The organism is Pseudomonas fakonensis, from assembly GCF_019139895.1.
Classification (GTDB): Bacteria; Pseudomonadota; Gammaproteobacteria; order Pseudomonadales; family Pseudomonadaceae; genus Aquipseudomonas; species Aquipseudomonas fakonensis.
This window is the reverse complement of the sequence record NZ_CP077076.1, coordinates 5,535,889-5,551,181: the sequence shown is the minus strand read 5'-3', so window position 1 is coordinate 5,551,181 and position 15,293 is coordinate 5,535,889. Positions and strand designations below refer to the sequence as shown.

General features: G+C 65.2%; 11 protein-coding genes and 1 riboswitch. Of the genes, 5 read left to right on the top strand and 6 right to left on the bottom strand.

Features of this window, described 5'->3' with window-relative positions; genetic code table 11:
- Positions 1-18: 18 nt before the first annotated feature.
- On the bottom strand, positions 19-1,860 hold the full coding sequence (locus tag KSS94_RS24470; protein WP_217840600.1) for a bifunctional O-antigen ligase/aminoglycoside phosphotransferase family protein: 1,842 nt from the start codon (positions 1,858-1,860) through the stop codon (positions 19-21).
- Between the two features lie 144 nt (positions 1,861-2,004).
- Between KSS94_RS24470 and msbA the strand changes: the two genes are divergently transcribed.
- Both msbA and hldE read left to right on the top strand, forming a co-directional pair.
- The gene (gene msbA / locus KSS94_RS24465; RefSeq protein ID WP_217840599.1) at positions 2,005-3,810 is read left to right on the top strand and encodes a lipid A export permease/ATP-binding protein MsbA; all 1,806 of its coding nucleotides are present in this window, start codon (positions 2,005-2,007) and stop codon (positions 3,808-3,810) included.
- Positions 3,811-3,915: 105 nt separating this feature from the next.
- Positions 3,916-5,337: a bifunctional D-glycero-beta-D-manno-heptose-7-phosphate kinase/D-glycero-beta-D-manno-heptose 1-phosphate adenylyltransferase HldE gene (gene hldE, locus KSS94_RS24460; protein WP_217840598.1), complete on the top strand. Its 1,422-nt coding sequence runs from the start codon at positions 3,916-3,918 to the stop codon at positions 5,335-5,337.
- 137 nt (positions 5,338-5,474) lie between these two features.
- Here the strand turns inward: hldE and KSS94_RS24455 are convergent, their stop codons facing one another.
- The 4 genes from KSS94_RS24455 to KSS94_RS24440 all read right to left on the bottom strand — a co-directional run bounded on the left by KSS94_RS24455 (position 5,475) and on the right by KSS94_RS24440 (position 8,984).
- On the bottom strand, positions 5,475-6,434 hold the full coding sequence (locus KSS94_RS24455) for a metal ABC transporter ATPase (RefSeq protein WP_217840597.1): 960 nt from the start codon (positions 6,432-6,434) through the stop codon (positions 5,475-5,477).
- Between the two features lie 37 nt (positions 6,435-6,471).
- Positions 6,472-7,284: an aldo/keto reductase gene (locus KSS94_RS24450; protein ID WP_217840596.1), complete on the bottom strand. Its 813-nt coding sequence runs from the start codon at positions 7,282-7,284 to the stop codon at positions 6,472-6,474.
- Positions 7,281-8,456: an NAD(P)/FAD-dependent oxidoreductase gene (locus KSS94_RS24445; RefSeq protein WP_217840595.1), complete on the bottom strand. Its 1,176-nt coding sequence runs from the start codon at positions 8,454-8,456 to the stop codon at positions 7,281-7,283. Before KSS94_RS24445 ends, KSS94_RS24450 begins: the two co-directional genes overlap by 4 nt.
- 195 nt (positions 8,457-8,651) lie before the next feature.
- Positions 8,652-8,984 (bottom strand): DMT family transporter, encoded by a 333-nt coding sequence (locus KSS94_RS24440; protein ID WP_217840594.1) that lies wholly within the window; start codon positions 8,982-8,984, stop codon positions 8,652-8,654.
- 88 nt (positions 8,985-9,072) lie between these two features.
- Between KSS94_RS24440 and KSS94_RS24435 the strand changes: the two genes are divergently transcribed.
- Positions 9,073-9,963, top strand: a complete 891-nt coding sequence (locus KSS94_RS24435; protein ID WP_217840593.1) for a LysR family transcriptional regulator — start codon at positions 9,073-9,075, stop codon at positions 9,961-9,963.
- An 11-nt stretch (positions 9,964-9,974) separates the two neighbouring features.
- Positions 9,975-11,246, top strand: coding sequence for a lipid IV(A) 3-deoxy-D-manno-octulosonic acid transferase (waaA, locus tag KSS94_RS24430; protein ID WP_217840592.1), 1,272 nt, complete (start codon positions 9,975-9,977; stop codon positions 11,244-11,246).
- Between the two features lie 239 nt (positions 11,247-11,485).
- On the opposite strand, the gene KSS94_RS24425 is transcribed toward waaA, so the two are convergent.
- Positions 11,486-12,919 carry a TolC family outer membrane protein gene (locus tag KSS94_RS24425; protein ID WP_217840591.1) on the bottom strand — a complete coding sequence of 478 codons (1,434 nt, stop codon included), beginning with the start codon at positions 12,917-12,919 and terminating at the stop codon, positions 11,486-11,488.
- Between the two features lie 160 nt (positions 12,920-13,079).
- Positions 13,080-13,186: riboswitch (TPP riboswitch) on the top strand.
- A gap of 153 nt (positions 13,187-13,339) precedes the next feature.
- Between KSS94_RS24425 and thiC the strand changes: the two genes are divergently transcribed.
- A complete protein-coding gene (gene thiC / locus KSS94_RS24420) occupies positions 13,340-15,220 on the top strand; it encodes a phosphomethylpyrimidine synthase ThiC (protein ID WP_217840590.1) in 1,881 nt (626 codons plus the stop codon).
- The last annotated feature ends 73 nt before the right edge of the window (positions 15,221-15,293 follow it).

Here is a 15,293-nt window from a genome sequence, read left to right as displayed (position 1 = left end):
GGTGGCCGCCGGCAGGTATCAGGCCCCGGCCGGGGCCCCGATGCTGCGCTGGATGCGTGCCAGTGCTTTCATGCTGGCCTGTTCGGCGTAGCCTTGCAGCAACTGCGCGGCGTTTTCCTCGAACAGCCAGGTACGGTCCTGCTCGTAACGCTGCATGTGTCGCAGGTTGCGCTGGCGCAGGTTCAGTGACAGGGCCGAAGGCATGATGCGCATGTCGGCCAGGTCGATCAGGGCGAAGCCCCCTTCATGCACCAGCACGTTGCCCAGATGCAGCGAGCGGAAGTACACCCCCTGTTCGTGCAGGCGTGCCAGGTAGTTGCCAAAGCGCAAGGTCAGGGCCTGGCGCTGTTCCGGCGACTCGCTCTGTTCCATCGCCTGGCGCAGGGTTTGCCCAGGCAACGGCTGGTAGTGCACGGCGGTGCTGGCGTCGGCGAAGCGGTACAGGCCGATGATCTTCGGGGTCACGAAGCCCATCGTCGCCAGTTGCTGGCTATTGTGGGCAAAGCGCGCGGCGTAGGGGTTGAAGCGCCCCGAGGTGTACCAGGCGCGGCGACGGAACAGCTTGAGGAAGCTGCCGTCAACCAGGCGCAGGACTTTCGGGCCAAGGCCGTCCTGCTCGATGACCACGGCATTGGCCTGCAGTTGCCCGGCATGTGCGGGCGACAGGTCTTGCATGGCAGGCGTCGGCAGCCGCCCGTCGCGTCGGGCGATGTTGAGGGCGGCGATCAAGGCCAGGGGGATCCAGAGCAGGAACCAGTGCTCCTTTGGCCGCGGCAGGATTCCGCCGCCTTCGGTAAGGCCTGCGGCAATACCATAGACCAGCAAGGTCGAGGCCAGCACGAACAGCGGTTGGCCGCGATAGCGCCAGCCGCTGTAGATGCCCACCAGCAGCATGCCAAGCCAAGGCAGGAAACCGAGCACGCCCACGTAATACAGGGTGCCGATCGGGAAGCTGTGCGGTTCGCGGAAGACAATGCCCTGGCCTGGGTCTATGGCCAGATGGGCATCGTAGCCATGGCCCAGCCAGGGCTGCTGGGCGACTTGCTCCAGCGCCGCTTGCCAGATCTCGAAGCGGTACGAACTGCCGCGCTCCAGCAGCGAGGGGATGGCCAGCAGGCCGACGATCGCCGCGACCACCAGCGCTGCCAGAAGCAGGGCTGCGCGGCGGTCCTGACGCAGGACGGCCAGCCATATCGCTGCGAGGGTCATGGCCATCAGCGGCGTGCGCGAGCCGGTGGCAAGAATCACCAGGCACATCAGGCCCAGAGCGCAGCCGCTGAGGGCCAGCACGCGAGGGTCTTTGCTCGACATGCACACGACCAGCCAGTAGATGCTGAAAAACCCGAAAACGTGGGAGCTGAGCAGTGGGTTGTCCAGTGCGCCGCTACCGATCAGGCGTGCTTCAGGGGTGTAGTGACGCAGGAAGTCGAGCAGAGGCGGCAGGGTGGTGAGCAGGGCGACCAGTGCACCCGCCAGCAGTACTGGTTGCAAAGCCTCCTGGCGGTAACGCAGCAGTAGCGTCATGCCAGCGAACAGCATGAAAGTGTGCAGCGGGGGTTTTATCAGGCTGCCCACACTGTCTTCGCTGTCACTCCAGCCCAGGCTGATGAGGGCCAGCCCCGCGAATACCACGAACAAAGCCACCAGCGGCTCGCGGAGCAAGCGAAATTCGCTGGGCCGGACACACAACGCCAGCAGCGTTGGAATGCTGAACAGCGCGTAGTACACCTTGTGCAGGTGGCTGCGGTCCGGGAACAGAAACAGCGCACTGAGCAGCAGGAAAAGCCCCGCCGGCAGTACCCACAGGCAGATCGAGTCGAACAGGCGGTTGGCGCCAGTCTTGATGAAGCTCGCTTGCATGGCAGTTGTCGTAGGCAAAAAAGGTCGGCCATGTTAGCGCAACTTGGCTACAGATGCGCTGTCACCTGGCCAGCCCAACGGATTTCCGGTGCCTTCGGGAAGCTGTGGTAAAGTCTGCCTCCCAATCCAGATTGCTCACCTGTCATGACCGAATCCAGTGGCTCCTCCAGCCCATCGAGCCTGAAGATCTACTTCCGCCTGCTTGGCTACGTGCGGCCTTATGTCGGCCTGTTCCTGCTGAGTATCGTGGGCTTTCTGATCTTCGCCTCGACCCAGCCGATGCTCGGCTACATCCTCAAGTATTTTGTCGACGGCCTGTCCAACCCTGAGGCCAGCCTGTTCCCCAACGTGCCTTACCTGCGCGACATGCAACTGCTGCACACGGTGCCGGTGCTGATCATCCTGATTGCGGCCTGGCAGGGGCTGGGCTCGTACCTGGGCAACTACTTCCTGGCCAAGGTTTCCCTCGGCCTGGTTCACGACTTGCGGGTACAGCTGTTCAACAACCTGCTGACGCTGCCCAACCGCTACTTCGACCAGAACAACTCCGGGCACCTGATCTCGCGCATCACCTTCAACGTCACCATGGTCACAGGTGCGGCCACCGATGCGATCAAGGTGGTGATCCGCGAAGGCATGACCGTGGTGTTCCTGTTCGGCTCGCTGCTGCTGATGAACTGGCGCCTGACCCTGGTGATGGTCGCCATCTTGCCGTTGATCGCCGTGATGGTCGGTACTGCAAGCAAGAAGTTTCGCAAGCAAAGCAAGAAGATCCAGGTGGCCATGGGCGACGTTACCCACGTTGCTTCCGAAACCATCCAGGGTTATCGCGTGGTGCGCAGCTTCGGCGGTGAGGTGTACGAAAGCCAGCGCTTCCTCAAGGCCAGCCAGAGCAACACCGACAAGCAACTGCGCATGACCCGCACTGGCGCTATCTATACGCCGATGCTGCAGTTGGTGATCTACACCGCCATGGCCGTGTTGATGTTCCTGGTGCTGTACCTTCGCGGTGATTCTTCGGCCGGCGACATGGTGGCCTACATCACCCTGGCCGGCCTGCTGCCCAAGCCGATCCGCCAGTTGTCCGAGGTCAGCTCGACCATCCAGAAGGGCGTTGCCGGTGCCGAGAGCATCTTCGAGCAACTGGACGAGGAGCAGGAAGTCGACAAAGGCACCGTCGAGCGTGATTCGCTCAGTGGCCGCCTGGAGGTGCGTAACCTCAGCTTCACCTACCCGGGTACCGAGCGCCAGGTGCTCGATGACATCAACTTCAGCGTCGAGCCCGGGCAGATGGTCGCCCTGGTGGGGCGATCGGGCAGTGGCAAATCCACCCTGGCTGCATTGATCCCGCGCTTCTACCACCACAGTACGGGCGAGATCCTGCTGGACGGCATCGAGGTCGAAGACTTCAAGCTGCTCAACCTGCGCCGGCACATCGCCCAGGTGAACCAGCACGTTACCCTGTTCAGTGACACCATCGCCAACAACATCGCCTACGGCGACCTGGCCGGTGCGCCGCGCGAGGCCATCGAGGCCGCTGCAGAAGCCGCCTATGCCAAGGACTTCGTGCAACAGTTGCCCCACGGCTTCGATACCCAGGTCGGCGAGAACGGGGTGCTGCTGTCCGGCGGCCAGCGCCAGCGCCTGGCGATTGCCCGTGCACTGCTCAAGGATGCGCCGCTGCTGATTCTCGACGAGGCCACCTCGGCGCTGGATACCGAGTCCGAGCGGCATATCCAGGCAGCCTTGGACCAGGTCATGAAAGGCCGCACCACCTTGGTGATCGCTCACCGGCTGTCGACCATCGAGAAAGCCGACATGATCCTGGTGATGGACCAGGGTCGTATCGTCGAGCGCGGCAACCATGCCCAGCTGATGGCGCAGAACGGCTACTATGCCCGCCTGCACGCCCTGGGCCTGGACGAGCCAGGCACTGCCGACCTCACCTGAGTACAGCTTTCCAGCCCCTGAAACCGGCGCCCACGGGCGCCGGTCGATGTTCGGTCTGCTGTGCTAATATCCTGCCCCTGTTCACTTTTCCAATTCAGGTTGCCCATGAAGTTGTCCATGCCGCGTTTCGATCAAGCTCCGGTACTGGTGGTCGGCGATGTCATGCTCGACCGCTACTGGCATGGCGGTACTTCACGTATTTCGCCTGAAGCCCCGGTGCCAGTGGTCAAGGTCGACCAGATCGAAGACCGCCCGGGTGGCGCGGCCAACGTCGCGCTCAACATCGCTGCATTGGGAGCGCCGGCCGCGTTGGTCGGTGTCACCGGCCAGGACGAAGCTGCCGACAGCCTGGCCAATAGCCTGCAGGCTGCCGGTGTACGTTCGATCTTTCAACGCATTGCCCACCAGCCGACCATCGTCAAGCTGCGGGTCATGAGCCGCCACCAGCAACTGCTGCGCATCGACTTCGAAGAGCCCTTCGCCACCGACCCGCTGTCGTTGGGCGCGGAGGTCGACGGCCTGCTCGAAGGTGTCAAGGTGCTGGTGCTGTCCGACTACGGCAAGGGCGCGTTGAAGAACCACCAGTCGCTGATCGAGGCGGCCCGCGCCAAGGGCATCCCGGTACTGGCCGACCCCAAGGGCAAGGATTTCTCCATCTACCGTGGCGCCAGCCTGATCACTCCTAACCTCAGCGAATTCGAGACCATCGTCGGCCGCTGCGCGGACGAGGCCGAGCTGGTGGCCAAAGGCCTCAAGCTGCTCGAAGAACTCGACCTGGGTGCGCTGCTGGTGACCCGCGGCGAGCACGGCATGACCTTGCTGCGCAGCGGCCACCCGGCGTTCCACCTGCCGGCCCGGGCCCGCGAAGTGTTCGATGTCACCGGTGCCGGCGATACGGTCATTTCCACCCTGGCCGCCGCCATCGCCGCTGGCGAGGACCTGCCCCACGCCGTAGCCCTGGCCAACCTGGCTGCCGGCATCGTGGTCGGCAAGCTGGGAACCGCGGCCATCAGCGCCCCTGAGCTGCGCCGCGCCATCCAGCGCGAAGAGGGCTCCGAGCGCGGGGTACTGGGCCTGGAGCAACTGCTGCTGGCCATCGACGATGCCCGTGCGCACAACGAAAAGATCGTCTTCACCAATGGCTGCTTCGACATTCTGCATGCCGGCCACGTGACTTATCTGGAACAGGCTCGTGCCCAGGGTGACCGCCTGATCGTTGCGATCAATGACGACGCCTCGGTCAGCCGCCTGAAAGGGCCGGGCCGGCCGATCAACAGCGTCGACCGGCGCATGGCCGTGCTGGCTGGCCTGGGCGCGGTGGATTGGGTCATCAGCTTCCCTGAAGATACCCCCGAGAACCTGTTGCGCCAGGTCAAGCCGGATGTACTGGTGAAGGGCGGTGACTACGGCATCGACCAGGTGGTCGGAGCCGATATCGTCAAAGCTTACGGCGGCACCGTGAAGGTGCTGGGGCTGGTGGAAAACAGCTCGACCACGGCAATCGTCGAGAAGATTCGCAAGCACTGAGTACTGTCCGTCGCGGTGCCTGGCACCGGCTGTGCCGGTGATCGCGGGCAAGCCCGCTCCTATATGGATCGCATTAGCATCAGGCGTGCGCTGTACCTGTAGGAGCCGGCTTGCCGGCGATGCTTTTGATGGCGCAGCTACTTGTGCAGAGCCCGCTCCAGCAACGCCTTGGCCTTGTCACTGAAGCGTTGCAGGTGGCCCACTGGCTCACGCTTCTGCTGCACCAGCCCCTGCTGCTTCAGCCAGTCCTTCCAGCGTACCCGCTCTTCACGTACCACCCAGCCATCCTGGCGGGCGAAGCTTTCGGCCAGCCATAGCCCGCGGGTGCTCGCCGGCACCAGCTGGTCCTTCTTCAGGGTGTACAGCTCGGCCAGCGGTTGGCCGTCCTGTAACGGCATCAGGTACAGGTCGGGGCGCTTGCGGTCCAGTCGGGCCACCAGTTGCCCGCTTTCAAGCCGTTCATCGACATGGAACAGGCTCAGTGGCTTGGCCTCCCGCGGCACCTGCAGGCGCAGGTCGTAGATCAGTTGCAGCGAGGCGGTGGGTAGGTGAACGTAGGCGCGCGGGCGCTCCATCAGCATCAGGTTGGCGCAGTGCACCGGGCGCGCGGCGCCCGATTGCGGCGTCAGCACGAAGGGCGGGGTTTCGCGGTAGTGCAGGGCGGCGGCGTAGGGCGTCGGCAGCCAGGTGTCGTTGAAACGCCCGCCCAGCCAGCCTTCGAGGGTTTCCAGCAAGCATTCCTCGGCCACCTCCTGAATGGCGGTGAGCAGCGGCAGGTTCAGCTCGTGGGCCGGCACGTAGCCGGAGATCAACTTGAGCACCACGTCGCCGCGGTCCTGCCGGCGCTGGCGCACTAGTACCCAGTAGTCGCGGCCCTGCCAGGTGAGGGTGAGGCGCACCGACACCCCCAGGTTGGCCAACTCGACCACGAAGCGTTGGGTGTCTGGCAGCTGGATGGCCTTGCGCCGTTGCAGGGTCTGGGCGAAGTTCTGCGGCACGCCGATGCTCTGGTAGGTGAGGCCATCGGCGCTGGCCTCGACGTGCAGGGGCAGGGTTTTGAAGTTGCTCGGGTTCTTGCGGATCAGCGTACGCGGCACGAGGCTCCTCCTTGCGTTGGGCCCCCGCCTGGGCGGATCAGGGGCGGCCCAGGATGCGGGCGACGGTGGCCACGTTGTGGGCCAGGTGTACCGGGTTGATGGTGCCGACGATGGCACTGCTCACGCCCGGGTGGGCAAACAGCAATTCGAAACTGGCCTGCACCGGGTCAACCCCAGGGGCCAGGCAGGCATGACCGCTGGCCAGGGCCTTCTTCACCAGGATGGCCTTGCCGTGCTCGGCAGCGTAGTCCAGCACCGGGCGCTCCGCCTGCTCGTTCAGGTTGTAGGTGACCATGGCGCAGTCGCCCTGCTCCAGGGCTTTCAGGCCGCCAGCGACAGTCTTGCCGGAGAAACCATAGCCGAGGATCTTGCCTTCCTGCTTGAGGGCGGCGAGGGTTTGGTACACGCCTTCCTGCTCGAGGATGTGCAGGTCATTGCCGTCGGAGTGCACCAGCACCAGTTCGATGCGGTCGGTTTGCAGGCGCTTGAGGCTGCGTTCCACTGAGCGGCGGGTGTGGGCGGCGCTGAAGTCGAAGTGCGAGAGGCCGTTGACGAACTCTTCACCTACCTTGCTGACGATCACCCATTCATCACGCTGGCCGCGCAGCAGCGGGCCCAGGCGCTCTTCGCTGCGGCCATAGGCGGGTGCGGTGTCGAGCAGGTTGATGCCAAGCTCGCGCGCCTGGCCCAGCAGCAGGCGCGCGGCGTCGTCATCGGGGATGGTGAAGCCGTTGGGGTATTTCACGCCCTGGTCGCGGCCCAGCTTGACGGTGCCCAGGCCCAGGGGGGAGACGCGCAGGCCGGTGCTGCCGAGGGCGCGGTGGTAGTCGTGCAGGGTCGGCAGGCTCATGGCAGCAGTTGCTCCCAGGCCGGCACGCCCAGCGGCGGGCGGGGCAGGCCGGCGAGGTCGGTTTGGGCTGCGGGGTGGATACCGTCGCGCTCGAAGCTGGCCAGCACGCGGTCGGCGAAGTCCGGGGCCAGGGCCAGCTTGGTCGGCCAGCCCACCAGCAGGCGCTGTTGTTCGGCCAGGAAGGCGTTGTCGGGGCGCACCAGGCCCGATTGCGCGGGCTCGGCACGGTCAACCCGCAGGGTGGCCCAGCGCACCAGGCTCTGGTCGACCCAGGGCAGCAGGCCGGCGACTTCTTTTTGCGCGGCGGCGATTTGCGCGGCCGGGTCACGGGCTACGCCCTCGGCTTCGGCCAGGTCGCCGCCCAGGTACCACACCCACTGGCCATCGGCCGCCGGGTGGGTGGTCACGGTGATGCGCGGCTTTGGCCCGCCGCCCAGGCAGTGGGCGTACAACGGCTTGAGGTTGGGGCCCTTGGCCAGGACCATGTGCAGTGGCCGGCGCTGCATGGCTGGCTGGCTCAGGCCCAGGGCCTGCAGCAGGCCTTCGGTGCCGCCGCCGGCGCTGAGCACTATGCGCTGGGCACGAATCTCGCGCCCGTCCACCACCAGGCCGACCAGTTCACCACCTTCGCGCAGCGGTTCGATACGTTCGCCGGCCAGCAGGCTGTCACCGGCCAGTTGCGCCAGGTTGGCCAGCAGGCTGGGCACATCGATGACCAGCTCGGCCAAGCGATACACCTTGCCTTTGAAGGCCCGGTCCTGCAGGGCAGGGGGCAGTTGCTCGCCCTTGACCTGATCGACCCGGCCGCGCACGGCCTTGCTGGCGAAGAAGCTGGTGAGGTTGCCGGCCAGGGTGCCGGGGCTCCACAGGTAATGGGCGTCGGACAGCAGGCGGGTGCCGCTGAGGTCGAGCTCGCCGCTGCCGGCCAGCGCTTCGCGCCAGCGCCGCGGCATGTCGGCGATGGCCTCGGAGGCGCCGGTCAGGGCGCCGTGCAGGGCGTACTTGGTGCCGCCGTGGATGATGCCCTGGGACTTGATGGTCTGCTCGCCACCGAGGGTCGCGCGCTCCACCAGTACCGTCGAGTAGCCCAGGCGACGCAGGCGGGCGTTGAGCCAGAGGCCTGCGACCCCGGCGCCGACGATCAGCACGTCAGTGGAAATGGCGGATGGCATGCGGGCACCTCGAAAACTGGGACAGGTGCGCAGTATACAGGGGTGGGGGCGGACGTCATTGGGGCTGCGTGCAGGTTCCTGTAGGCGCTGGCTTGCCAGCGATGAGGACGGGCCTGCTCTATGCGGTGGGGCTCATGGCCCTATCGCCGGCAAGCCGGCTCCTACAGGGTTTTGCGTTGTGGCAGTGGGCGGCGATCAATGCCCGGCAGTATTGGAAAACACCTGGATCACCACCACGCCGCCAACGATCATGGCCATGCCGAACATGGCCGGCAGGTCGAGTTTCTGGCCATAGATCACCAGTGCGGCCACGCTGATCAGCACGATGCCCAGCCCCGACCAGATGGCATAGGCGATACCCACCGGGATGCTGCGTACCACCAGGGTGAGCATCCAGAACGCCACCCCGTAACCGCACACCATCAACAGCAGCGGCAACGGCGTGCTCAGGCCCTTGACCGCCTTCATGGAGGCAGTGGCGATGACTTCGGCGCAGATGGCGATGGCGAGATAGGTATAGGCGTTCATGGCGGGTCCTCCGTTGCTGGTTCGGCATTCTAGGGCAACCACAGATGCGGTAAAGTCATTAGCTATCTGAATTGGAGATAGGTTGGCCATGACCGAACACTGGAGCCTCGAACACCTGCGCTTGTTCGTGCGCACTGCCGAACTGCGCTCGTTCTCTGCCGTGGCCCGCGAGCAGCGCAAGGCGCAGTCGGCGGTGAGCAGCGCCATCGCGCTGCTGGAGGCGGACCTGGGGGTGACCTTGTTCGAGCGCAGCAGTGGCCGCCAGCCGCAACTGACAGAAAGTGGCGCCGCCCTGCTGGAAGACGCCCGCGAAGTGCTGCGTCAGTGCGAGCGCCTGGATGGCCGGGCGCTCGCACTGATGCGCGGCCAGGAGGCGCTGCTGCGGGTGGCCCAGGATGAAGCCATGCCCTACCAGCCGGTGATCGACAGCCTCGACGAGTTGGCCGAGCGCTACCCCTACCTCGAGGTGCAACTGGCCAGCGGCGCCCAGGGTGATGTGGCGCGCAAACTGGTGGAGCGGCGCGCCGACCTGGGTCTGTTCTTCCACCACGAAAGCATCCCGGCTTCGCTGGAGCGGCGCGCCCTGGGCAGTGTCGAGATGGTCACGGTGTGCGCCATCGACCACCCGCTGGCGCACCTGGCCAAGGTCAGCCGGCAACAGCTGGCGCGCCACCGGCAACTGCTGATCACGCCGCAACAGAGTGGCTACCCCGGTGGTGAGGCGATCAGCCCGCAGGTGTGGCGCGCCGACAGCTTCTACGCCATGGCCGAATTGCTGATGCGTGGCCTGGGCTGGGCCTGGCTGCCGCGTCATGTGGTGCAGTACCCCACCTATCAGACGCAAATGGTCGAACTGGACAGCGAATGGCGCCCGCCGGCGCTGGTGGCCGAGCTTGCCTGGCGCCGCGACGAGCCGCTGGGCCCAGCCGCGCAATGGCTGGCCGAGCGCTTTGCGGTGCACCTGCGCGCGATCGGGTAAACTCCGCCGCCATGAACAGAACCCTCTATACCCTGCTGTTTCACCTGGGCCTGCCGCTGGTCGCGCTGCGCCTGTACCTGCGCGGGCGCAAGGCGCCGGCTTATCGTGCACGCATCGCCGAGCGTTTCGCCTGCAAGTTGGCGCCGATGCGCCAGGGCGGTATCTGGGTGCATGCCGTGTCGGTGGGCGAGAGCATTGCCGCTGCTCCCATGGTGCGGGCGCTGCTCAAGCAGTATCCGGACCTGCCGATCACCCTGACCTGCATGACCCCGACCGGCTCGGAACGTATCCGTGCGATGTTCCAGGGCGAGCCGCGGGTACAGCACTGCTACCTGCCCTATGACCTGCCGTGGGCGGCGGGGCGCTTTCTCGACCATGTGCGTCCGAAGCTCGGCGTGATCATGGAAACCGAACTTTGGCCGAACCACATTCATCAGTGCGCCAAGCGGGGTATTCCGGTGGCGCTCGCCAACGCACGGCTTTCCGAGCGCTCGGCCCGTGGCTACGCGCGCTTTGCCGGGCTGACCCGGCCGATGCTCGAAGAAATGAGCCTGATAGCCGTGCAGACTGAGACAGAGGCCGAGCGCTTCCGCAGCCTGGGCGCGCGCCCTGAATGCGTGCAGGTGACCGGTTCGATCAAGTTCGACTTGAAGTTGGACGATGAGCTGTTGCCCCGTGCCCGCCAGCTGCGCGAGCAGTGGGGGGCGAGCCAGCGCCCGGTGTGGATTGCCGCCAGCACCCACGATGGCGAGGATGCGCAGGTGCTCGAGGCCCATCGTCGCTTGCTCGAGGTGCACAGTGATGCGCTGCTGATTCTGGTGCCGCGCCACCCTGAGCGTTTCAACGCGGTGCATGCCCTGTGCGCCGAACAGTTCGCCACGGTGCGCCGCTCTGCCGGCGATGCCGTTGCTGCACAAACCCAGGTTTTGCTGGGCGACACCATGGGTGAGCTGCTGTTTCTCTATGCCTTGGCCGACATCGCCTTCGTCGGTGGCAGCCTGGTGGCCACCGGCGGGCACAACCCGCTGGAGCCGGCAGCGCTGGCTTTGCCGGTGATCATGGGGCCACAGGTGTTCAACTTCCTCGAAATCAGCGCGATGTTGCGCGATGCGGGGGCGTTGCGGCAGGTGGACGATGCCGAAGGGCTGGCCGGCGAAGTGCGCCGGCTGGTGGAACTGCCCCAGGATGCCCGGCGCATGGGCGAGGCGGGCAGGGCGGTGATGCAGGCCAACCAAGGGGCGTTGCAGCGGTTGCTGGATGGGTTGGCTGCGCTGATCCGCTGATCTTGTGAGGCGGTGCTATCTCTGTGGGAGCGGCCTTGTGTCGCGATGGGGGTGCGAAGCGCCCCCGGGATCTTCGTATTCCCGCAGGATCGCCGGGGCCGCTGTGCGGCCCTATCGCGACACAAGGCCGCTCCCACATGGATTGCATAAGCCTCGGGCCGGCTCCTACAGGGATCGCGCCAGCTTCATGTAATTTGAGCAAGACAGTTGCTCCCACAACATCCGCGCCGCCCCTGGGATCAAGGCCTACGTTCGAAATTCTTCGCCGCCGCGGCCGCCAGGTCCGGTGGCAGGAAGTCCTTGTCGGGGTTGTAGTCGGCCTTCAGGTAACGCCCCAGGTCTTGCAGGTCCTGCGGGCTCAAGGTGCCGGCGGCCTGCTTCAGGCGCAGGTTGTCGAGAATGTAGTCATAGCGGCTGTTGTTGTAGTCGCGCACCGAGGTGTACAGCTGGCGCTGGGCATCGAGCACGTCGACGATGTTGCGGGTACCCACCTGGTAGCCGATCTCGGTGGCCTCCAGCGCGCTCTGGTTGGAGATGATCGACTGCTTGCGCGCCTGCACCTGCTCCACATCGGTGTTCACCGCGCGGTGCAGGTTGCGGGTGTTTTCCACCACCTGGCGGCGCAGGCTTTCGCGCTGCTGCTCGCTCTGGCTCAGCCGTGCATAGGCCTCGCGCACCTGCGAGCTGGTCAGCCCGCCGCTGTAGATCGGGATGTTCAACTGCAGGCCGACGCTGGTCTGTTCCACGTCGCCGCCGTAGCGCACACCATTTGCCGACGGGTTGGTGAAGCCCAGGTTGTCGTTGTCGCCCTTTTGATATTTGGCCACTGCATCCAGGGTCGGTGCATGGCCGGCCTTGCGCTGGCGCAGGGTTTCTTCGGCAGCGGTGACGGCGTGATTGGTGGCCAGCAGGTTGAGGTTCTGGCGCCCGGCAGTTTCGACCCAGGCCTTGGCGTCGTTGGGGGTCGGCACTTGCACCGGCAGGGTATGCACCACGCCCTGGATCGAGCTGTATTGGCGGTTGGTCAGGGTAATCAATGCTTCGAACGCATCCTGCACCTGGCGCTCGGCGATGATCCGGTTGGCCCGGGCGGTGTCGTAGCTGGCCTGGGACTGCAGCACGTCGGTCTTGTCTGACAGGCCCACGTCGAAGCGTTCGTTGGACTGGTCCAGCTGGCGCTTGAAGGCAGCCTCTTCTGCCTTGGTCGAAGCCAGGTTGTCCTGGGCGCGCAGCACGCTGAAGTAGTTCTCGGCGGTTTGCAGGATGAGGTTCTGCTCGGTGGCCGACAGCTCCAGCGCGGCTTGTTCGTTCACGGCCTCGGCGGCCTGCAGCTGGAACCAGCGGTCGGCGCGGAAGATCGGCTGGGCCAGGGTCGCGCTCCACGAGTTGCCGCTGCGGTTGGAGGTGATCGACGGCTCATCGAGCTTGGTGCGGGTGTTCATCATGTCGGCGCCGGCCGAAAGGTTGGGCAACAGCCCGGCGCGGGCCTGGGGCACCACTTCGCGGCGGGCGCCGTAGTCGGCGCGGGCGGCGGCCAGGTCGGCGTTGTTGTCGACCGCTTCCTGGTAGACGCTGACCAGGTCGGTGCGGACCGTGGTGGGCGCATCCGCTGCCCAGGCTACTGCGTTGGACGCACAAGACACGGCAATCGCCAGTGAGAGTTTGCGCAGCATAGGGCAATCCTTGATCTGATTTTATTTACTGTACTGTCGAGTACCGAGCGATGCGCCAGTGTAGTGCCGCGCGCAGCGGCGGACAATCCGCCGCTTGTGCCATTTGTCATGCCTGGTTCAAGCCGCTTGGCTTTGCCGACCACTCCAGTCTAGACTGCGCATGTTCTTGTCGGGGTGCCTTGAAGCAAAGGCTGAGATCGCATAGGTGCGGATCCCGTTGAACCTGATCAGGTTAGCGCCTGCGTAGGGAACAAGATTGCTCTCATTCCCGGGAGCCTCTTGTGCCAGGTCCGGGATTGTCGCAGCTCATGCTCGACGGCACTCCACGGCTTTGGCACTGCACCCGTCAAGGGGTGCGTCCACGCCTTTCAGGTTCTTCCCCGACATTCCGCCCGCTGGAAGCCGTCTGGAGAGCCTGTGATGACCAAACAAGAAAAAACGATCCACCTCAGCGAGTCGGCGCAAGTCGACCAGCAGTCCGTGCAACCGCTGCCCAATTCCCGCAAGGTCTACGTTCAGGGTTCGCGCCCGGACATTCGCGTGCCCATGCGCGAAATCAGCCTGCACGACACCCCCACCGACTTCGGCGGCGAGAAGAACGCCCCGGTGCTGGTGTACGACACCTCCGGCCCCTACACCGACCCCAATGTCATCATCGACGTGCGCAAGGGCCTGGGCGATGTGCGCTCGGCGTGGATCGACGCCCGTGGCGACACCGAGCGCCTCGCGGGCCTGAGCTCGAACTTCGGCCAGCAGCGCCTGAGCGATGCCGAGCTGACCAAGCTGCGTTTTGCCCACGTGCGCAACCCGCGCCGGGCCAAGGCCGGCGCCAACGTTTCGCAGATGCACTACGCCCGCCAGGGCATCATCACCGCCGAGATGGAATACGTCGCCATCCGCGAGAACATGAAGCTGCAGGAAGCCCGCGCCGCCGGCCTGCTCGACCAGCAGCACGCCGGCCACAGCTTCGGTGCCAGCATCCCGAAAGAGATCACCCCGGAGTTCGTGCGCGAAGAAATCGCCCGCGGCCGTGCGATCATCCCTGCCAACATCAACCACACCGAACTTGAGCCGATGATCATCGGCCGCAACTTCCTGGTGAAGATCAACGGCAACATCGGCAACAGCGCCCTGGGCTCCTCGATCGAGGAAGAAGTGGCCAAGCTGACCTGGGGTATCCGCTGGGGCTCGGACACGGTCATGGACCTGTCCACCGGCAAGCACATCCACGAAACCCGCGAGTGGATCATCCGCAACTCGCCGGTACCGATCGGCACCGTGCCGATCTACCAAGCGCTGGAGAAGGTCGGCGGCGTGGCCGAGGACCTCACCTGGGAGCTGTTCCGCGACACCTTGATCGAACAGGCCGAGCAGGGCGTGGACTACTTCACCATCCACGCAGGCGTGCTGCTGCGCTACGTGCCGCTGACCGCCAAGCGGGTGACCGGCATCGTCAGCCGCGGTGGCTCGATCATGGCCAAGTGGTGCCTGGCGCACCACAAAGAGAACTTCCTGTACACGCACTTCGACGAGATCTGCGAAATCATGAAGGCCTACGACGTCAGCTTCTCGCTGGGCGACGGCCTGCGCCCGGGCTCGATCGCCGACGCCAACGACGCCGCGCAGTTCGGTGAACTGGAGACCCTTGGCGAGTTGACCAAGATTGCCTGGAAGCACGATGTGCAGTGCATGATCGAAGGCCCAGGCCACGTGCCGATGCAGCTGATCAAGGAGAACATGGACAAGCAGCTCGAGTGCTGCGACGAGGCGCCGTTCTACACCCTCGGCCCGCTGACTACCGACATCGCCCCGGGCTACGACCACATCACCTCCGGCATTGGCGCGGCGATGATCGGTTGGTTCGGTTGCGCCATGCTCTGCTACGTCACGCCCAAGGAGCACCTGGGCCTGCCGAACAAGGATGACGTGAAGACCGGCATCATCACCTACAAGATCGCCGCCCATGCCGCCGATCTTGCCAAGGGCCACCCGGGCGCGCAGATTCGCGACAACGCGCTGTCCAAGGCGCGCTTCGAGTTCCGCTGGGAAGACCAGTTCAACCTTGGCCTGGACCCGGACACCGCGCGCTCGTTCCATGACGAGACCCTGCCCAAGGAGTCGGCCAAGGTGGCGCACTTCTGCTCGATGTGCGGGCCGAAGTTCTGCTCGATGAAGATCACCCAGGAAGTGCGTGAATACGCCGCCAAGATCGACACCGTCGACGTGACGGCCGAGCAGGGCATGCGCGAGCAGGCCGAGCGGTTCCGCCAGGAAGGCAGCCAGCTTTACCAGAAAGTTTGACGCGTCAGTTGTAACAGCGTGGGAGCGGGCTTGCCCCGCGATGGCGATGTCGGGTCTGCCGACGCCATCGCGG